Origin of the sequence: Vibrio sinaloensis DSM 21326, from assembly GCF_000189275.1 — a bacterium.
Taxonomy (GTDB): Bacteria; Pseudomonadota; Gammaproteobacteria; order Enterobacterales; family Vibrionaceae; genus Vibrio; species Vibrio sinaloensis.
The window spans coordinates 116,431-135,939 of record NZ_AEVT01000093.1; the positions used below are offsets into that span (position 1 = coordinate 116,431).

Here is a 19,509-nt window from a genome sequence, read left to right on the forward strand (position 1 = left end):
GGTAATAAATTGAAAGTGTTCGCGTTTTCCTACTTTCTCGCGTTTTGAAACTGATGACGAAACTGAGTCGGCGTCATCTCTTTTACCGTTTTGAAAAGGCGATTAAAGTTGGACAGATTCTGAAAACCTGTCTTCTCGGCGACAATGGCGACGGGCAAAGTGGAACTTGCCAATAGCTCGCAAGCCTTGCCGATTCTGAACTGTTTGAGGTGTTCAGAAAAGCTGACGCCATAATGCTTTTCGAACAATCGGTAGGCGGAGCTTTCGCTCATGTGCAGTTTCTTACTTAAGTCAGAGATGCGGATAACTTGAGCGTAGTTCTGCTCAATGTATTGGCTGGCCAATTGGACTTTTTGGTGCGCTTCCTGATTGCCTGAAAGCTGACTGATACGATAAGGGGAGGCAGAAAGCCGCTGCGACTCGGTATCGCTCGCGAGCAGCAGTAGAACTTCCATGACTCTGATGGCCTGAAACGCGCGGTCGAGTTGGTCGATCTCTTTCAGTTTTGAAGCTACTTGCTGAGATACGCTCGGGCTGAACTTTACACCAAACGCGGAACTATCTAGCAGGCGCTTAATGTTGCGTGCTTCTGGTATGGTGGCTTGCAGCTTCTCAATCCATTGATGCTTGAGCCAGACAATGACTGAATGATGCGGTTTTTCTTCACTACTGTGCATACGTCCGGTGATCATATGGGGCAGCCCAGGGCCATACAGCAACATCGTATTGTGGCCGATAGTTCCGACGGCATCGCCTGCGAAGTAGTTACCATTGAAAACTTCGTCTGGATCTTGGTAAAGCACTAGCTCGTATTCGGTGTGGTAATGCCATGAGCAAGCAAATTCTTCCCTTTTAACTCGGCAGTGATACTCACGCACTATCCAGTCGTGGCTTGGCGTGTTCATTACATTTTCGATAAACGGCTTCATTTAGTGCTCCTTGGTGTCGCACACAGGCTAGTGTAAGTGTTGCTTTTCTGTCAAAGAAGTTCGCTAAGTTGACGGATAAGTATTAGAGGTAGCTCGAATACTATCAATGGCGACGCATATCTTTGATTAGACTGTAGCTGCTCAAACCTACACACCTAACTCAAAGGAGCCCCTCAAAATGTGGAAAGATAAAACCGCGTTGTTGTTCATCATTACTGCGTTTGTCACCGGTTTATGTGGGGCCTTTTTTTACCCTCTATCGAGCTTATTTATCGTTGAGGAGTTAGGTGCTTCACCTATGATGTTGAGTCTGTACATGGTGATGGCGGTGGTGAGCGCAGTGGTGGTTTCGCAACTGTTGGCTAGACAGTCTGATAGAAACTGGAAGCGAAAAACGATCCTCGTTGTTGCCCTTAGTTGCTATCTGGTCACCGTGGCAAGCTTTACAGTGGTGCGAGACTATTGGCTCGCGATTTCGATTGCGACTGTGTTTGGCAGTATCAGTGGTGCGGCGTTTGGCCAGCTGTTTGCGCTTGGCCGCGAGTATGGCGATCGCTACATGCAAGATAGCACCACGTTTTTGTCGACGATGCGTGCAGGTATTGCGATCGCCTGGGTATTTGGCCCCCCGCTCGCGTTTATGATTAAAGCCAGTTTCGGTTTCAATGCTTCGTTCTCGGTATCCGCTGTTATTGTTTCGGTGTCGATCATTGTAATAGCGAGATACTTACCAAACGGTGTGAGCAAGGCAGAGGAAGAGCCGCAGGAGTCAGCATTGAACGGGGCTGGATTAATCTCAAACGGACTGATCGCCCTTTATTGTCTGGTGGTTGTGTGTGCTTTTGCCGCGAACAACTTGTACATCACCAGCATGCCACTTTATTTGTCTCAGGAATTGAAAGTTGACGAGAATTGGCTCGGAGTCTTGTTTGGCGCCGCAGCACTTTGTGAAATCCCTGTGATGTTATTCGCTGGTAAATTGGCAGAGCGTATTGGCACCATCAAGCTGCTCATGCTGGGCATCATCAGTGGCATCGCGTTTTACTTGGTCATGCTGACACACACCAGTTTCCTCGCCATGTTAGCTGCACAGCTGTTGAATGGTTTTTACATTGGCGTGTGCGCCACCTTAGGTATGGTTGTGCTGCAAGATATGATGAAAGATCGTTTGGGTACCGCGTCAACGTTATTTTCCAATATGCTCAATATCAGCATGTTGGTGGCCAGTTTGTCGGTGGGTATCGTGGCGGAATTCTACAATTATTACAGCACTTTATACGTCTCATTTTTTGGTGTTAGTGCAGCATTAATCCTGCTCAGTGGATTTTGGTTTGCGACACGTCGGATTGAAAATCAAACCGATCCCGTTAACGCGGCATGAGTGGCTAGGAAGGGGAGTTGGCGCTGACTTTTTATAGAAAACAATGGCTTATTATCAAAACCAAAAGTTGATCCAACTCTCCTTTTTATCGGCGAAATTGTCCAACCACTAAACTTTTAAACTATTGCATATCTAGTTATGCACTTTGAAGTATAGTTATAGATAGCATTTATAGTTTGTGGTTTTTTGCAATTGGCAGCGCTGAACGATAAAAAATTGGTCTTCTTGATTCGCTATGTACCGACGCTGGTCGTAGCACTGTTTGCGTTCGTCAGTATGTTAGTGTTTATCAATGATAGCACTGAAAAAGCCCAGCAAAGTATTGCCGCGCTGCGTACTCAGATGTTGGACCATCAAAAACAGATGATCGCTGATCAAGTCGGTGAAGTGTTAGACCAGATTGCCTTTCGCCAAACTCAAACTGTAGATGAATTGATGTCTCAGGCAAAAAGCCGAGTGTATGAGGCGCATGACATCGCGCAAAGTATTTACCTCAATAACCCGACTAAGCCTAAAGCGGAGATCCGCAAAATGATCTCCGACGCGCTAAGGCCAATTCGCTTTTACAACCAACGTGGTTACTTTTTTATCTTTCAAATGGACGGAACCAATGTGATGCATGCGCTAAAGCCGCAGCTCGAGGGGAAATCTGCATGGGGTGCGAAAGACATCAAAGGGACCTTCATACTTCAAGAACACATCAAGTTAATTCAAGCAAATGGTGGTGAAGCCTTTTATCGCTGGTGGTATCAGAAGCCGGGCTACCCTGTGACCCAAGAATTCGAAAAAATCGGTTTTGGTAAAGCGTTTGAGCCATATCAGTGGTTTATCGGCACAGGTGAGTACGTTGCTGATGTGGAAAATGACATCAAGGCTGCCTTGCTCAGTAGCATTGCGGGTTATCAACAAGATCACGATGAGAAGGTCTTTATCTTTGATGATGCCGGAACCGTATTGGTGCATGAAGATGCGATGCTGGTGGGTAAGTCTGTCGAGAGCCTTGATCGTTCGATGAACGTAAGCGATGAGCTGGTTCAAAAGCTCAGTTCGAATCACGGCTTCTATATCGAACCCAGCCTGACGGATGAAGGGGCTGAGACGAGTGGCTATTTCACTTATGTTCAACACTACGCCCCTTGGGGGTGGAATGTAGCGGCCTCATTTTCAGCACAAGAAGTGAATCACTACATCCATCAACAACAATCTATCCTGATTGAAAATAACCGCCAGCAGCTGTTTAATTTCATCGTTATTAGCCTCGCCTCGACCCTGATAATGATTGCACTGAGTTATATTGTCAGTCATGTCATTGCCAAGCGATTTAAAAAGTTCCAGCAGAAGATTTCTGACGATTTTGGCCAACTTGAACAGACCAAAGATCAGATGCAATATATGGCGTTGCACGACCCATTAACAGGGCTATCTAATCGTACAGCATTACAAGAGCAAATCGCGGCGGGTATCGCGCAATCTAAACTTACGGGCACGAGCCTCGCGGTGGTGTTTTTAGATCTGGATGACTTCAAAAAGGTCAATGATTTGTATGGCCATGCGGTGGGCGATAAGTTACTGGAATGCTTGAGCCGCAAGTTTGAAGCCCTATTAGAAGAGCACGATTCGGTGGCGCGTTTCGGTGGCGATGAGTTTATCTTTTGCTTTCCCTGTGTAGAGAATCAACGCCATGCCTTGGATAAGACCATGGCCGTGAAGCAAGTCTTTGCCGATCCCCTGATCATCGACGGTAAATTGCTGACAACAGATTGCAGCATGGGGGTAAGCATGTACCCTAGTGACAGCGATGATCCTTCCACTTTGATCACCAATGCTGACGTCGTTCTGTACCGCTCTAAACAACACAGCAAAGGTGGCATTCTATTTTTCGATTCCGATATTAATCAACAGATCAAAGATGAGTACCAAATCGAGCAGCACCTTAAGCACGCTTTACGTAGAAATGAGCTCAGCGTGGTTTACCAACCACAAGTTTGTTCCGAGTTGGGCATCACTATTGGTGTGGAAGCGCTTGTCCGTTGGAATGCGAAAGAACTCGGCTTTATTCCGCCAGACGTATTTATCCCATTAGCGGAAGAAGGCGGCATGATTCACGACATTGGCTTGTTTGTGTTTAAACAAGCCTGCGAAGATATTCTGCGCTTATCCAACAACGGACGAGGGGCGCTAAATGTTTCCGTCAATGTTTCGCCTAAACAGCTTTTGCATGAAGGTTTTATCGATAGCTTAATGCAGATCACCGACGAAGTGGGCATAGAAACTGGGCGAATTATGTTGGAAGTGACCGAAAGCATCTTTATCCACGACATGCAAAGGGTGTCGCCAATCGTAACCGCTTTACAAGCGAAAGGGTTTGGTATTTCGCTCGATGATTTTGGCACGGGTTACTCTTGCTTAAGCCACCTTAACCAGTTTTCTATTGACGAGTTGAAAATTGATAAGAGCTTTATTGCCAATATTATCGACAACGCGCAAAGTAATGCTCTTGTGAAAACGATCTTGGCCATTGGCGAGACATACAACATTAAGGTTGTCGCGGAAGGGGTTGAGACTCAGGAACAGTACAAAATGCTCAGCTCTTACGGTTGTGCTTGTGTACAGGGTTACTACTTCGCTCGCCCATTGCCTTACGAAGAGCTACAAGGTTGGTTGCGAAACAAAGAGCAAGCTTAGTCGCTGACAGTCAGTTTTGGCCATTGGTTTAGCCAAGTTTTGCTATTCACTCGCTCAAGAAACACGGCCTTGCTTCGTTTCGGGTTGTGGCTAACGCGAAGAGCAAATAAAGACTCAAAGCCAAATACAGCCTCACATTCGATCTGCTTATGCGGATTAAGCCTAACTGCAACGGCGGTCTCTTTTTCAGGCCAGTAACTCATGGCATCGAAGACATCCAGATACGCAGGATCGTTATTTCGCTGATGCATTCTGGCTTGATTACGCACTTGCCAGTTAAATTCCGGCATTTGCTCTTTTAGCTTATTTTCGTAAGTTAGATAGGCGTTGGCGCAAGGCTCTGAGGCGTCAAAGTAAACCACATCGATATCGTTGAGTGGCGTTGAACCGGGTTTACTGTGCAAAGCATCCCAAACCAAATTGCGAACAAACCCGGCAGCGATCCAAGCTTGAGGCAAGTTTAACTCAGCGACAAGATGTAACGCACGCATACGATTGAGATCTTGCTCTAGCCAGCGGATCAATTGGGCTTGGTGTGACATCTTGGCTCCTGAATGAAAAAGCCAAGCGTAATGCTTGGCTTATTTTTGTTTACGCGAGTTTTAAATCAAACTGTTGGCGATACATTACCATATCTTCGATGGTTAACACGGGCATGTTATGCAACTTACCAAAAGCAACGATCTCGGCGGTTTTCGCCATGCTACCGTCTGGGTTTGTTACTTCACATAACACGCCGGCTGCTTGCAACCCCGCCATTTGCATCAAATCGATGGTTCCTTCGGTATGACCGCGACGAGTTAAGACTCCACCTTTGCGTGCACGCAGTGGAAAGACGTGCCCGGGACGGGCTAAATCTGATGGTTGCGCACTTGGGTTAGCCGCTGTTTTGATGGTGGTCACACGATCTTGTGCCGAGACGCCAGTTGTGACACCAACTTTGGCTTCAATAGATACCGTGAACGCGGTTTGGTTGGCGCTGTTGTTGTTTTCGACCATTGGGTTTAGTTCGAGACGATCGGCCTGCTCTTCAGGCAAACAAAGACACACAATGCCGCTGCATTCTCTGATCATTAGTGCCATCTGCTCAGTGGTTAATGACTCAACTGAGTAGATGATATCCCCTTCGTTTTCGCGATCTTCATCGTCTAATAGTAAAACTCCACGACCTTGTTTAAGGGCGATTAGCGCATTTTCTACACGAGTGATTGGGTCGCCGAACTCGGCAAGAATGGAAGACTGATTCATGGTTTACTCCTAAAATGTCACCAGAATCAGGGCATACATGAGCACTGAAGCTTAGGCTTCAGCCAAAACGAAATGCACCACAACATCACAAAGTATGCTGGTGTTACTTCATTCTCTCTCATCCGGACTATAACCGTCGGCCCTGGAGTTTCACCAGATCTGCTGACCTCGACGAATCGAGCGCTCGCGGGCTTACCACTCAGTAGCGATTTGTAACTGGAGATGGCTTACCGCCGGTGGGGAATTTCGCCCCGCCCTGAGAATAAATTATTGATCGCTTAATAGCAGGAGAATTGTAACGGCTATCGACTCGGATGAGAAGCAATCGGCATCACAACTGTTGCATTAGCAGACGCTAACTCAACAGAAATGGTTTCTATTAGGAGTCTTTAGTGTTTTTTTTGCTCACTCAGAGCGAGATGTGAGCGATAAAAACGATAACAAATCTGATCTGACCACTTTTCATAAATATATATAGATAATACAGCGTCTTAAAACATCACTATGACTTATGCATCATTTTTGCCACTTCAAAGCTGGTTAAATTTTGACATTTTGACATACAAAAAATAACATCTGATTAACATTGTGCGTGTTTCTATTGAAAATCTGCATAGTGTTGCACCACAAAAATTACAATAAATGCCAATCGAAAAAGAACCTACCCTAGGAGGGTCAAGGATGAATAAAAAGCACAGCTCTCTGCTTACAATATCGATATTGTTTGCGTGTAATGCCCATTCTGCGGGTTTCCAAGTTGCGGAGCACTCAGCTTCGGGTCTTGGACGAGCTTTCTCTGGTGAAGGCGCGGTGGCGGATAATGCCAGCGTACTTGCACGTAACCCAGCTGCCATGACACTTTTTGAGCACACCACATTTTCTGGCGCTTTATCCATCGTTGACCCTGAGGTGAATGTTACTCAGACTCAAATCGGCGATGCAGATTTCAAACAGAAGTCGAGCGACGTAGCACCAATGCAATTTGTCCCAGGGGCTTACTTTATCAGTCCTGTCAACGATAGCTTTGCATGGGGTTTTGCATCCTTTACTACTTATGGTGTTGCAACTGATTATCCAGATGACATCTATGCTGGTGACCTTGCCGGCAACACCTCGTTGATCTCAGTAAACTTGAATCCAAACATTGCCTTCCGAGTAAACGAACAGCTTAGTTTGGGTGCTGGTGTTAACGTAGTTTATGCCGAGGCAGAACTGGATAGGCACCAAGGGGGGTTACCTTTAGGTGGTTCTCCAAGCGATAAAATCATCAGCATGACTGGTGAGACGATAGGCTTCGGATGGAACATTGGTGCCATGTATGAGTTGGATGACAACAACCGTTTTGGTTTTGGCTACCGTTCAGAAGTTAACCTTGACTTCGATGATGGTGAATTTACTGATCACTATGGCGGCGTAATCTTAGACCCGAATAAAAACGAAACAACAGGTCAGCTTAAGCTAACATTGCCGGCAATTTTAGAGCTTTCTGCTTTCCATCAGTTAAATGATAAATGGGCTGTGCATTACGGTTGGCAATGGACTCAATGGAGCAGTTTTGAAGAGCTGAAAGCAACCAGTTCAGAGTGTAAAGATGGCGTTTGTTTCGAGAAAACTGAACATTACGAAAACAACCAAAGATGGTCAGTTGGCACCACATACACGCTTAACAAAGAGTGGACCTTACGCGCTGGTTTAGCTTATGACGAGCAAGCGGGTGAGGCGACATTGAGTATCCCAGACAGCGATCGCTTTTGGTACTCGGCAGGTTTGACCTACTTGTGGTCAGATAACCTAAGCCTGGATGCTGGTTTCACGTTGGTACAAAGTCGAAGCGGCAGTTTCACGGAAACAGATGCCGCGGGTAACGAGCTGACGTTTGATGCGGAAGCATTGGCATTTTTATCAGCAGTTCAGTTGAACTACACGTTTAAGTAGGCTTAGGAGTATTACGATGAACAATAAATTTTCTCTATCTCTTGTCTGTAGTGCTCTGCTTCTTGCGGGGTGTGGTGATAATACAGAAAGTAGCGGTGCGAGCACGGAACAGCCGTATAACAACCAAGCCATCAATGAGATGCTGTCTCGCAGTTCAAACATTGATTTTACCCTACAGGGTGAAGATGCCTCGGTGCCTCTTCCGTCGTTTTTGCTTCTTGATACCAGCGACAGTACATTAAACATTCCGGTTGGTTATGGGGACTCCCAAGGTCTAGACAATCCGCAAGTTGCAATGGGCGAAGCCGATGGCTGGAGCTCTCAGATGCCATTTGTTATCGACTTGAACCTTCCATCGGGTGTTTCTCTACTTAATGATTTAGCACCAGCATCTTCTGCACGTAGCGCAGTACCATTTAGCTTAAACCTTAATACTGGTGTTAGAGTTGCCAAAGTGACGGTTGATCTTGCAACCCGAGAAATGAGCAATTTCGAAGCGTTAACAGCAGGGGAAGATTTTCTTGTCGTGCCTAGCGAGGATCTTCGCTCTTTCAACATTGTGCCGCTCAAAGGTTTAGAGCCTGGCAGTGACTACATCTATGCGCTGACTGATTCGATCAAAGACAGCAATGGTGAGCCTCTGGGTACATCAAGCTCGTACGCGATTTTGAAGACTGACGAGATCATCCAATCTGGTACATTAGCGGCGCCTCAAAAGATTATTCAAAACGTCGAAAAGGCATTTGCGGATAATGGCCAAGTTACCAGTACCGATGACATTATTTATTCTTCTTGGTTTACCACTTCTTCAGCAGGTCAAGTTTTACTTGGTACAAAAGCGGCGATCGCTCAAACCGCTTTGCCTAATGTTGCCCCGTCTAACATTTGGAATGGTTCGGTAGCGAACCCGAATGGAATTGATGCCGCTACTTTGGATGCCTTGTATCAAGTGACTGTCACTAGCAAAACGAGCTTTGCTGACGCCGTTGCTTCAGATGCGATGTTTATTTCTGAGTTTGGTCAACAAAGTGCTGATCTCCTCCAAGGCGGCTACAACCTAAACTTTGCTAATGAGGCTATTGCATCGATTCAAGTCGTCAAAGGAACGATTAAACTGCCATATTTCTTGTCTGACTCGCTCGAAGGAGATGCGTGGAAGAAAACACCTTGGCGCAGTGCTATGCCAAGTGTATTTAAGATTTTGTCTGTATTGAGTTCAGGAACTGAAGACGATAAAGCTGCGGTCGGTCAGCAATTAGCCGTTCTTGGCTTGACTAATTTACCTGCTGATTTGTACCTCCAAGATAAGCTAAAAGCACTTATAGGTCAGACGTTGACCTTAGCCGATGGAACTCGATTAGACTCAGATCGAATCATGACCAAGTACAGTGCGGTACCACAGATTCGCGCTGTTAAAGACGTGCCTTTCTTAATGTTTGTACCTGAAGGTGCAGCGATTAGTGCTAACTTGCCAATTCTTCAGTACCAACATGGTATAACCAGTATAAAAGAAAGTGCATACGCTTTTGCTATGCAGCATATTGGTGGTGCCATGCAAGGAGAGGCGCCGTTTAAGCCATACGCCATAATCGCGATTGACCAACCACTTCACGGTCAACGAGCTCTTAGTTATGGTAATGATGATGAAGTTGTTACCGATACAGACAACCCTACTGTGTACATGAATCTAGAGTATTTGCCGGTAGCGCGTGACAATATTCGCCAAAGTGCGATTGATGGACTGGGTGTACGCTACGCACTCAATGGGGCGAATGATGCGGCGTTTGCTAATCTTGATGCTGAAAACGTGTCATTGTTCGGTCACTCGATTGGCGCAATCACGGGTATCAGCTCCTACGCTATTGCTAACACACCGGTGTCTGCGTTAGAAGGTAATTTATTCAAATACACCAGCGCCACTCTTGCCAATGCTGGAGGTGGTATTGCTCCATTTTTATTGAATTCGGGCAGCTTCTCGCCGGTAATTAAACACACTATCGCAGTGAAAGCCGTGCCAGGTTACGCCAGTTACTACGAACGTACATGTGGTTCAAAGGATGATGGAGTATGTATTACGAAATTCCTCGGTGACCCAAATGATGAATCTGCTAACCCAGCAGAAGGGAGTGCGAGCGACATTGCTAAGGTAAACGCGACACTTGCGAGTTTTACTTTCGCTGCACAAACGGTATTAGACAATGTCGATCCGTACAACATTGCACCACTGGTTAATCAAACGGGAGCGCCTGTTCTGGGTCTGCAAGCTGAAAACGATTCGACTATTCCGAATTCAGTATCTGGTGCGCCAACTGCGGGTACTGAGCCTTTGTTTAGTAAACTAGAACTTGTCAATACGGCGACAGATACTCAAGGGCAGAAACTGGCTTCCTATTTCTTAGCGACAACGGATGCAGAGCACTCCACGGTCATCGCGCCGCAAAGCGATACTGATGGCAATGCGAATACGGAGATGACATCACAAATTGTCCAATTTACTTTGACAGCAGGCAATGCAACTTCTTCGATTGCGGTGACAGATGCACTGCTGGATGCCACTAAATAACATCCCTCTAAGCCGGCCATTAGGCCGGCTTTTTTCTCTTCTTAGTATGTATTTCTTCGGCTGCCTCTGCACTTTCAACTTCATTTAGCTAAATTAATCAAACTCTTGCATATTATCTTTGCAACTTGCCGGTAGGTTTTGTATATGTGATAGCGATTTCATAAATTAAAGCTGTATATGGAGATAGTGGTGAAAGAGTATCAAGCCTATTTATTTGATATGGACGGAACCTTAGTTAATTCAGAGCCGTTAAAAGGCATGGCACTCGCGCAAGCGTGCAATGACTATGGTGCCAAAGTCGATTTTAATATTTATAAGGAGGTCATGGGAGAGAGTTGGCCTGTCGTGACGGGGCATTTCTTTCACCAAGCGGGAATCAGCCCGGAACTGGCGGAGTTTAATACCTATTTTCGTGCCCACTATGAGGCGCTACTTGCTAAGCAACTTGAGCTTAATGAAGGGGCGAAAGAGTATCTTTTGGCTCTTAAACAGCAAGGAAAAATCTGCGGGGTTGTCAGTTCGGCGGCAACTTGGATGGTCGAAAATATTCTACAAAGCTTAGATCTAAACGACATGTTTGATGTGGTGATCACCCAAGAGCATGTAACCAAGCATAAACCCGATCCAGAAGCCTACTTTCTCGCTCTTGAGCACCTCAACCTGGACGCAGACTCGACCGTTATTTTCGAGGACTCAGCAGCAGGTGTCGCCGCCGGTGTTGAGACTGGATGTGATGTAGTTGCAATTCATCATGAGTTTAATGGTAAGAACGACCTTAGTGGTGCAATCTTGCAAATAGACCGCTATCAGCAGGTCAATGAGCTCTCGGGAACGCTATGAATATAAAAGGGCTCGATGAAGGTGGCTATATCGCACCTGCTTATTCAGTGAGTCATATTGCTACTGAGTTTGAAGGTGTGGTCCAGAGCACCTTGCAGCGACTTGAACAATGTTTCCCCGAGCAGATTCATAGCGTTTATCTCTATGGCAGTGTCGCTCGGGGCGATGCCATACCTGAGCAGTCAGACTTAGATTTGTCGTTGGTCTTTCACCAGCCGCTTGAACAACAAACACGCATACAGTTAGCCGAACTGGCGCGTGAGATCAGTGATGAGTTTAGTGTGATCACCAAACTCGATTTTGATCCGGGCCATTTGGCTGAAGTGCTAGCCGATTGCGAGGAGTATCGCTGGCAGTTTTGGCTTAAACATTGCTGTTGTTGCCTATGGGGAGAGGACTTATCGACGCGTTTTCGCCGCCATAAACCGAGCGTAAAGCTTGCCAATGCGTTAAATGGAGATCTTGCTGCAGTGTTAACAGAAACGCTTAGTCAGCTCCCTTTGAATCAGACGCAACCTTTACCAGCCAAGATAATCGCGAAGAAGTTGCTCCGCAGCGCCTATCTACTGGTGGCTGACAAAGACCAAAGCTGGCTAACGGATTTACACCAGATCGCGCAGGTGTTGAAACGCTTTTACCCGGATGATGTCACATCGATCGACATTGCTCTGGATTTAGCGCTCGGTGGCACGCGAAATGTGTCTTGCATCAACGAGTTAATCGTCGGTTTTGGTTATAAAATTAGTGAGCAAATAGAAAAACAATAAAACGAAGCAAGCACATGGAGGTGACTGTGAAGAGCATTATATTGATCGATTTTGATGGCGTGATTCGGCAATGGCCAGGTGATGAGGTCACTCAAGCAGAACAAGCCTTGGGTGTTACGCCGGGTTCGTTATACAAAGCCGCTTTTACCAACGATCTTCTCAATCTTGCTGTTTGTGGGGAAATCTCTCATCAAGAGTGGTGCGACAGGGTAACGACGCAACTGGCTCGTTGCTGGAGTCAGAAAACGGCTGAAGAGCTGGTTGATACTTGGCAACAAGCAAAGTGGCAGATAGATACAGAACTCGTCGCTGGGTTACGCCATCACGCACCTGAATCTAAACTGGTGCTGGTGACCAACGGTACTTCTCAGCTCGAAGCTGATCTCGCAAGTGCTAATTTGCTCGATAGCTTCGACTTGGTGGTAAGTTCTGCGCATATCGGTGTGGCGAAACCCGATCGGCTCTATTTTGAAGTCGCCTTGCAGCTTGCAGAAGGCCACCCTGTGCATGCCGTGTTTATCGATGATAGCCATACCAACGTCGCAACCGCAAAAGCAATGGGTATCGATAGTTTGGTTCACACCAATAAGGATGAGACGTTAGCCTTTGTGCGAAGTCACTTTTCGTAGCAAACGAGAGCCGAGAATATGGAATACAAGTTGGAGATCTACACCCCTGAAGCCCACGTGATTGCGATTCGGGATACATTGAATGCAGCAGGAGCCGGTGTCGTTGGAGATTATGATAGTGTTGTCTCTGTGGTCAATATCTCTGGGTTCTGGCGCCCGACTTCCAATGCCAACCCCGTTACGGGGCAGATCGGCGAAATTAACTTCGGCCATGAAGTGAGAGTGGATGTTCGCTGCCGAAGAGATCGAGTCAAACAAGCAATGGCAGCGGTAAGAGAAGTTCACCCTTACGAAGAAGTGGTGATCAACGTGATTCCACTGGCGAATCATGAATTTGAATAAATAAACCAATCGAAAAAGCCGACGTTAGGTCGGCTTTTTTCGTTTTACATTAGTGGCTAGGTTGCGTGTCTAGCGCTTCAACCTTGACCGCTGCCACTTTGAATTCCGGTATTTTGGCGTGCGGATCGGTTGCCGTCGTAGTCAGGCGATTGACGGGTGACTCAACAAAGTGGAACGGGATAAACACCACGCCAGCCTGAATTCGCTTCGTCACAAAAGCATCTATTTCAATTTCTCCTCGGCGAGTGGACACTCGTAACCGTTGACCATTCTTGATGCCCAGTGCCTCTGCATCATGGACACTGATCATGGCTCTAGGTCCAGCAAGGTTATCCAGACCTTTGGTTTTTCGTGTCATGGTGCCAGTATGAAACTGCTCTAAAACCCGGCCAGTCGTAAGAACCAGAGGAAACTCTTCATCTGGCAGTTCAGCCGCATAGCGGAAAGGCACACCGACCATCTGCCCCTTGCCTCGAGTAAACTGAGTCTGATGCATGATACGAGTCCCATTAGGGTTGTTCTTATTGCTCGGCCATTGCACTCCATCTGGTGTGATTGCGTCCCACTTCAATCCGGCATATTGCGGTGTAACTCGCGCGATTTCAGCGGTGATATCCGAAGCTTGTCGATAATGCCAATTTCCACCCATTGCGTTGGCGATTTGCTGAATGATCCACCAATCTTCTTTGGCGTCACCAGGGGGGTTCAGTGCCGCATTGACACGTTGCACCCGTCGTTCAGTGTTGGTGAAGTGCCCGGATTTCTCGGCAAATGAACAAGAAGGCAGCACCACATCGGCATATTGCGCGGTCTCGGTGAGGAAGATATCTTGCACAACTAAGAAGTCCAGAGTCTCTAGTCCTTCAATAACATGTGCTTGGTTTGGATCGCTCAACACAGGATTTTCACCCATGATGTACAAGCCGCGAACGTCGCGTTTGCATGCGGCGTCAATGATCTCAGTGAGCGTGAGCCCCGGCTCTAATGGCAAATCAGGGGCGTTCCATTCAATCGAGAATTTCTGCCTAACCATTGGGTTGTATACTTTTTGGTAGCCAGGGTAGTTGTTTGGCAGTGCTCCCATATCACATGCGCCCTGAACATTAGATTGCCCGCGCAATGGGTTAATGCCTCCACCTTCAATACCAATGTTGCCACACAATAGTTGCAGGTTAGCGACAGAGCGAACATTGTCGTGGCCGGTGGTATGTTGAGTGATGCCCATTGAGTAATAGACAGCGGTTCGTTTGGCGGTGCCTATCATACGCGCCATGGCAAAGATATCGTCGCGACTTACTCCCGTGACAAGCTCGACTTTATCAATCGCGTAGGCGGGGGACATCACTTCTTGCAATAAGGTGTCAAAACCATCGACGCGTTCTTCAATATAGTTTTGATCGTACCAACCGTTTTTAATGATTTGCTGCATGATGCCATTCAATAACATCACGTCGGTACCCGGTCTATGGGCCAAGTAAAGCTCCGCATGATCGGCCATGTCGATGCGTTTCGGATCGGCAACAACCAAGCGTGCGCCGTGGTGGCGGATGGCTTGTTTAATATGAGAAGCGATGATTGGATGTGCAGAGGTGGTGTCTGAGCCTATGATGAAAATGACGTCAGAGTGTTTGATACTCGGAATATCATTGGTCATCGCGCCGCTACCGAGTGAGGCCTCTAAACCTGTCACACTCGATGCGTGGCATAAGCGCGCGCAGTGATCGACATTATTGGTACCCAGTTCACGACGAATGAATTTTTGGAACGCGTAGTTATCTTCGTTGGTGGTTTTTGCCGACGAGAAGCCTGCCAGTGCATTGCCACCAAAATCTTGTTTAAGGGTGGTGAATTTTTTGCCGATCAAAGCAATCGCTTCATCCCAACTGGCTGGTTGTAGCCAACCATCTTTGCGGATCAAAGGGGTCGTTAGACGGGAGTCATCAGCGATAAAGTCAAAGCCAAAACGGCCTTTCACACACAGCATCCCTTGATTGACGGGAGATTGAGCACCGGTCACACGACGGATCTTATTCGCCACCTTGTCTACGTGCATGGTTAACTTACAACCCACGCCGCAATAGGTACATATGGTGTCAACTTGATGTAGCACCTCTTCACGCCCTTGAGAGCGATCTCGGCTATCAACCATCGCGCCGGTAGGGCACGCTTGAACGCACGCCCCGCATTGTACACAGTTGGAATCACCCATGAGAAGGCGACCATTCTTGCTTGAGCCAAAGTGCGGCCTATCATCTGGGCGTAATGCCGGGCGGCCATGTTGGTCGTGAATAAAGTTGAGAATGCCATGCACCGCTTGCTCACTACAGGCTTGGATACACTGACCGCAACTGATGCAGCGGTTGGCGTCAAATTCGATGAATTCAGCACTGCGGTCGACATCAAATTTGTGGCGCGGATCTTTGGCCCGCAAGTTGACCCAATCCTGGTGGCTTTTTACATCGACTGAGGCATCGAAATGCTGCTCCGCCCCGTATTCCGTTGAGTAATCGCGTAGGTCGCAACTGGTGTTTGCTTGGCAACCACATTCAAGGCAACGTGCAGCTTCTTTGATCGCCTCTTCGTTGTCAAAGCCAAGCTCAACCTCATCAAAACTTTGCTCACGTTGGGCTGGGGTAAGCTCAGGCATGATACTGCGAGCAACTTTCTGTAAATGTTCAAACTGGAGTGGATCCACCTGTGCCAGTTTCTGTTCTTTACGCGAGTTAAATGCCGGGCTTGGCATAGCTTGCATATCACCATCAAGGTATAAATCGATGGCTTTGGCGGCAACTCTTCCATCCCCAACGGCCTCTACTGCGGTCGCTGGCCCACGGCGAAAATCGCCAATACTAAAGATATTACCAGTCCCAGTGTGCATGGTTCGTTCGTCAGATTCAGAGGTATTCCAACGAGTAAGAGGAATAGAGAGGTTATCGTTATCGAGGAAACTCAAATCAGGCTTTTGCGATACCGCGGCAATGACGGTATCAAACGATTGAGTAAAAAACTCGCCAGTGGTTTGTGGGCGTCTACGACCGGATGCATCGGGAGCACCTAGCGCCATTCGTTCCAAGCGAACCTCTGTTACTCGGCCATTTGGATCGGCAAGGTTTTCTACTGGATTGGTGAGAAACAGAAACTTAACACCTTCATGCTCGGCTTCTTCAATTTCGTAATCTTCCGCTGGCATTTCTTCTCGGGTGCGGCGATAGATGATGGTCGTGTCTGCACCAGCTCGTCGCGCGGTTCGGGCACAGTCAATCGCGGTGTTTCCGCCGCCAATTACCGCCACAGTTTGCCCCGTCGTGTAGGATTGTTCAGTCACAAAATCCTTTAGGTAATCGACGCCAAGATAGCAACCTTTGAGGTCACTCCCAGGGTAGTCCATTTCAACGGCGAGCGATGCGCCTATCGCCAAACAGACCGCATCGTATTGGTGGCTTAAGCGTGATAAAGAAAAATCACGGCCAAGTTTTTGCCCTGTTTTTATTTGCATACCATTACGACACATCAACTCGATCTCTTTGTCTAGGATCGCTTTTGGTAACCGGTATTCGGGTATGCCGTAGCGCAACCAGCCTCCGGCTTTGGGCATCGATTCATATACCGTGACGTCATAACCTTCGTTAGACAAATAGTAACCGGCGGTAAGGCCTCCTGGGCCGCTGCCAACTATGGCCACTGAACGATGCTTAGCCGGTTTTTTCTCAGCAACATACGCTTCTTGCGCCGCTAGGTCGGCATCGGCTGCGTGGCGTTTAAGTTGGCGTATGGCGATGGATTCATCGACCAGTGAACGGCGACACTCACTTTCGCAAAAAGCAGGACAGACACGGCCAATCGACAAGGGCATCGGCAGTGTACGTTTGATGACCTCGATTGCCTTGTGATGATCATTTTGAGCGATGAAATAGAGGTAAGATTGAATATCGACACCGGCAGGACAAGCCGTCTTACATGGGGCTTCACAGTCCGCATAGTGGTCTTGCATGATTCGATTCAGTGCTTGGCGGCGATGTTCACTCAGCTGCTCAGACTGAGTTTTCACCGTAAGGCCTTTGTACACTTGTAGTTCACAGGCGCGTTGTGTTCCGCCACTTTCAACTTCAACAACACATAAGTCGCAGGGCACTTTCTGATTTGATTTGTTTAGCCCACACAGTGAAGGAATGTCGACTCCACATATTTTTGCCGCTTCTAGAAGGGTAGAGCCTTCTTCCACGATGCGATACTTTCCGTCGATGACGATTTCTATCATATGACCCCCGCAGCGTAATAAATAAAACCATTTATTTTGTAAGGATAATGGCTGGCAAGGAATTTTCGTGTGACAAAAAACTCAATCTGTAGTTATTTTTGATGTGATATTAAGTGGATGCTTCCTTGCTAATTATCCAATATGCGCTCCCGCTCGTGGCTAAGAGTTGATTCGAATCAAGCCAAGTTGCATACACCTCTTTAGGGGTATGTATAACTTCACATAGTGTCATGACAATAACCTCAAAATTAATAAGGTTGCTATGCTTAAACTTGAGTCTGTGCTCAATGTTGCCGCTGGTGAGAGGAAGTGAGTCATGAGTGGGTCGAAATCCAAGACATCTGAAAGTCGACGTCGTTTCTTACGCGACGCAACAAGAACCGCTGCCGGGGTTGGTGCTGCAGCAACCATACTCGGATTACAGTCAATGCAAAGCCAAGCCAGAGATGGCAGTGGTGTGCCAATCAGGCCGCCAGGCGCATTACCTAAAGGCGAGTTTGAAAAAGCCTGCGTTCGTTGCGGCTTATGTGTTCAAGCATGCCCGTACGACACGCTGAAATTGGCGACCTTGCTCTCTTCGGTTGAATCCGGCACGCCGTACTTCAATGCGCGTGATATTCCATGCGAAATGTGTGAAGACATCCCGTGCGTGCCCGCCTGTCCAACGGGAGCCCTTGACCCTAACTTGACTAATATTGACGACGCCAGAATGGGGACGGCAGTATTGATTGATCATGAAAGTTGCCTCAACTGGCAAGGTCTGCGTTGCGATGTATGCTACCGAGTATGTCCTCTTATCGATGAAGCGATAACTCTTGAGCATGTGCGCAATGAACGTACCGGCTACCATGCCAAACTGATCCCAACGGTTCATTCCGATAAGTGCACTGGCTGCGGAAAGTGTGAAGAAGCTTGTGTGACGGAAATTGCGGCGATCAAAATTATCCCAACGGAACTGGCCAAAGGCAAAATGGGGGCACACTACCAGTTGGGTTGGGAAGAGATTAAAAAACCGCTCGAAAACAGCGCTCCAGAGGTGCCAACTGAGGCTCTAGAAAGCTTGGGAGGTAAATTGTAATGGCTAAGAATCTTGCAAAAGATGCCGGCAAAGATGCGATTCGCGAATTGGGCTGGTGGACTGCTCATCGTTTTCTCATTTTACGCCGTTTGTGCCAACTGACGATTGTTGGCTTGTTTATGGCAGGGCCTACCTTGGGCGTGCTTAAGGGGAATCTTTCATCCAGCAATCTATTTGACGTTATTCCATTTAGTGACCCCTTAATAATCATGCAAACTTTAGCTGCTGGACACTTACCAGAGATGACCGCTCTCGTTGGCGTGTTGATCGTGGTGGTGTTTTACGCTTTGATCAGTCCAAGAGCGTTTTGTGGTTGGGTCTGCCCACTCAATATCGTGACTGACTTAGCGGCTTATCTGCGCAGAAAATTGAACCTAAAAACCAGTTACCGCTGGTCATCAAGCCTACGTTACTGGCTCATCCCCGTTTTGTTGGTCGGCAGTGCTTTGTCTGGCAGTGTCCTGTGGGCTTGGATTGATCCGGTCGCCGCGTTACATCGAGGTCTGGTATTTGGCATTGGTGCTGGTTGGGTGTTGGTTGGTCTGGTGTTTGTCCTCGATCTGTTGCTCGTCGAGCATGGCTGGTGTGGTCACCTTTGTCCGCTCGGGGCGACTTATGGTGTCATTGGGCGTAAAAGCGCCATGAGAGTGACAGCAGTACGTCGAGAAGATTGCACCAAATGCATGGATTGCTATAACGTTTGCCCTGAACCCGATGTTCTTCGTCAGCCGTTAAAAGAAGGCGATCGTCGAGTCATGGATCAGAACTGCATGAGCTGCGGCCGCTGTATTGACGTATGCGCGGAAAAAGTTTTTGAATTTAAAAACCGCATTGTCGTTCGTCAAGTGGACTGA

Annotated in this window: 14 protein-coding genes and 1 riboswitch; of the genes, 10 read left to right on the forward strand and 4 right to left on the reverse strand. The window is 47.4% G+C overall.

The features are described 5' to 3' along the window. Positions 1-29: 29 nt before the first annotated feature. Entirely contained in the window at positions 30-929 is a 900-nt protein-coding gene (locus RH45_RS16695) for a helix-turn-helix domain-containing protein (RefSeq protein WP_008079303.1), read from the reverse strand. A gap of 178 nt (positions 930-1,107) precedes the next feature. Here RH45_RS16695 and RH45_RS16700 point away from each other — a divergent pair, with 178 nt between their 5' ends. Then, positions 1,108-2,310 carry a sugar efflux transporter gene (locus RH45_RS16700; protein ID WP_008079304.1) on the forward strand — a complete coding sequence of 401 codons (1,203 nt, stop codon included), beginning with the start codon at positions 1,108-1,110 and terminating at the stop codon, positions 2,308-2,310. A gap of 192 nt (positions 2,311-2,502) precedes the next feature. After that, positions 2,503-4,995, forward strand: coding sequence for a bifunctional diguanylate cyclase/phosphodiesterase (locus RH45_RS16705; protein ID WP_008079305.1), 2,493 nt, complete (start codon positions 2,503-2,505; stop codon positions 4,993-4,995). On the opposite strand, the gene RH45_RS16710 is transcribed toward RH45_RS16705, so the two are convergent. Then, positions 4,992-5,537, reverse strand: a complete 546-nt coding sequence (locus RH45_RS16710; protein WP_008079307.1) for a nucleotidyltransferase family protein — start codon at positions 5,535-5,537, stop codon at positions 4,992-4,994. The genes RH45_RS16705 and RH45_RS16710 overlap by 4 nt on opposite strands. Before the next feature lie 49 nt (positions 5,538-5,586). Continuing rightward, on the reverse strand, positions 5,587-6,243 hold the full coding sequence (gene ribB, locus RH45_RS16715) for a 3,4-dihydroxy-2-butanone-4-phosphate synthase (RefSeq protein WP_008079308.1): 657 nt from the start codon (positions 6,241-6,243) through the stop codon (positions 5,587-5,589). A 106-nt stretch (positions 6,244-6,349) separates the two neighbouring features. Next, a riboswitch (FMN riboswitch) is annotated at positions 6,350-6,511 on the reverse strand. 413 nt (positions 6,512-6,924) lie between these two features. Between ribB and RH45_RS16720 the strand changes: the two genes are divergently transcribed. The 6 genes from RH45_RS16720 to RH45_RS16745 all read left to right on the forward strand — a co-directional run bounded on the left by RH45_RS16720 (position 6,925) and on the right by RH45_RS16745 (position 13,319). Then, on the forward strand, positions 6,925-8,178 hold the full coding sequence (locus RH45_RS16720; RefSeq protein ID WP_008079310.1) for an outer membrane protein transport protein: 1,254 nt from the start codon (positions 6,925-6,927) through the stop codon (positions 8,176-8,178). A 16-nt stretch (positions 8,179-8,194) separates the two neighbouring features. Further along, on the forward strand, positions 8,195-10,741 hold the full coding sequence (locus tag RH45_RS16725; RefSeq protein WP_008079312.1) for a VolA/Pla-1 family phospholipase: 2,547 nt from the start codon (positions 8,195-8,197) through the stop codon (positions 10,739-10,741). A 177-nt stretch (positions 10,742-10,918) separates the two neighbouring features. Next, a complete protein-coding gene (locus RH45_RS16730; protein WP_071986191.1) occupies positions 10,919-11,581 on the forward strand; it encodes an HAD family hydrolase in 663 nt (220 codons plus the stop codon). Then, positions 11,578-12,348 (forward strand): nucleotidyltransferase domain-containing protein, encoded by a 771-nt coding sequence (locus RH45_RS16735; protein ID WP_008079316.1) that lies wholly within the window; start codon positions 11,578-11,580, stop codon positions 12,346-12,348. Before RH45_RS16730 ends, RH45_RS16735 begins: the two co-directional genes overlap by 4 nt. Positions 12,349-12,374: 26 nt before the next feature. After that, positions 12,375-12,977, forward strand: a complete 603-nt coding sequence (locus RH45_RS16740; protein ID WP_100086107.1) for an HAD family hydrolase — start codon at positions 12,375-12,377, stop codon at positions 12,975-12,977. An 18-nt stretch (positions 12,978-12,995) separates the two neighbouring features. Next, on the forward strand, positions 12,996-13,319 hold the full coding sequence (locus RH45_RS16745; protein ID WP_008079320.1) for a YqfO family protein: 324 nt from the start codon (positions 12,996-12,998) through the stop codon (positions 13,317-13,319). A gap of 49 nt (positions 13,320-13,368) precedes the next feature. Here RH45_RS16745 and fdhF read toward each other — a convergent pair whose 3' ends face one another. Continuing rightward, positions 13,369-17,577, reverse strand: coding sequence for a formate dehydrogenase subunit alpha (gene fdhF / locus RH45_RS16750; RefSeq protein ID WP_008079322.1), 4,209 nt, complete (start codon positions 17,575-17,577; stop codon positions 13,369-13,371). Between the two features lie 316 nt (positions 17,578-17,893). Between fdhF and napG the strand changes: the two genes are divergently transcribed. Together napG and napH are read left to right on the forward strand one after the other, a co-directional pair. Next, positions 17,894-18,655, forward strand: a complete 762-nt coding sequence (gene napG / locus RH45_RS16755) for a ferredoxin-type protein NapG (RefSeq protein ID WP_008079324.1) — start codon at positions 17,894-17,896, stop codon at positions 18,653-18,655. Continuing rightward, positions 18,655-19,509, forward strand: coding sequence for a quinol dehydrogenase ferredoxin subunit NapH (gene napH, locus RH45_RS16760; RefSeq protein WP_008079326.1), 855 nt, complete (start codon positions 18,655-18,657; stop codon positions 19,507-19,509). The genes napG and napH overlap by 1 nt, the downstream gene beginning before the upstream one ends.

Coding starts and splice junctions, on each gene's coding strand:
- fdhF (WP_008079322.1), bottom strand. CDS start 17,577: ATGATAGAAATCGTCATCGACGGAAAGTATCGCATCGTGGAAGAAGGC.
- napH (WP_008079326.1), top strand. CDS start 18,655: ATGGCTAAGAATCTTGCAAAAGATGCCGGCAAAGATGCGATTCGCGAA.
- RH45_RS16700 (WP_008079304.1), top strand. CDS start 1,108: ATGTGGAAAGATAAAACCGCGTTGTTGTTCATCATTACTGCGTTTGTC.
- RH45_RS16695 (WP_008079303.1), bottom strand. CDS start 929: ATGAAGCCGTTTATCGAAAATGTAATGAACACGCCAAGCCACGACTGG.
- RH45_RS16710 (WP_008079307.1), bottom strand. CDS start 5,537: ATGTCACACCAAGCCCAATTGATCCGCTGGCTAGAGCAAGATCTCAAT.
- RH45_RS16745 (WP_008079320.1), top strand. CDS start 12,996: ATGGAATACAAGTTGGAGATCTACACCCCTGAAGCCCACGTGATTGCG.
- RH45_RS16735 (WP_008079316.1), top strand. CDS start 11,578: ATGAATATAAAAGGGCTCGATGAAGGTGGCTATATCGCACCTGCTTAT.
- napG (WP_008079324.1), top strand. CDS start 17,894: ATGAGTGGGTCGAAATCCAAGACATCTGAAAGTCGACGTCGTTTCTTA.
- RH45_RS16720 (WP_008079310.1), top strand. CDS start 6,925: ATGAATAAAAAGCACAGCTCTCTGCTTACAATATCGATATTGTTTGCG.
- ribB (WP_008079308.1), bottom strand. CDS start 6,243: ATGAATCAGTCTTCCATTCTTGCCGAGTTCGGCGACCCAATCACTCGT.
- RH45_RS16730 (WP_071986191.1), top strand. CDS start 10,919: ATGGAGATAGTGGTGAAAGAGTATCAAGCCTATTTATTTGATATGGAC.
- RH45_RS16725 (WP_008079312.1), top strand. CDS start 8,195: ATGAACAATAAATTTTCTCTATCTCTTGTCTGTAGTGCTCTGCTTCTT.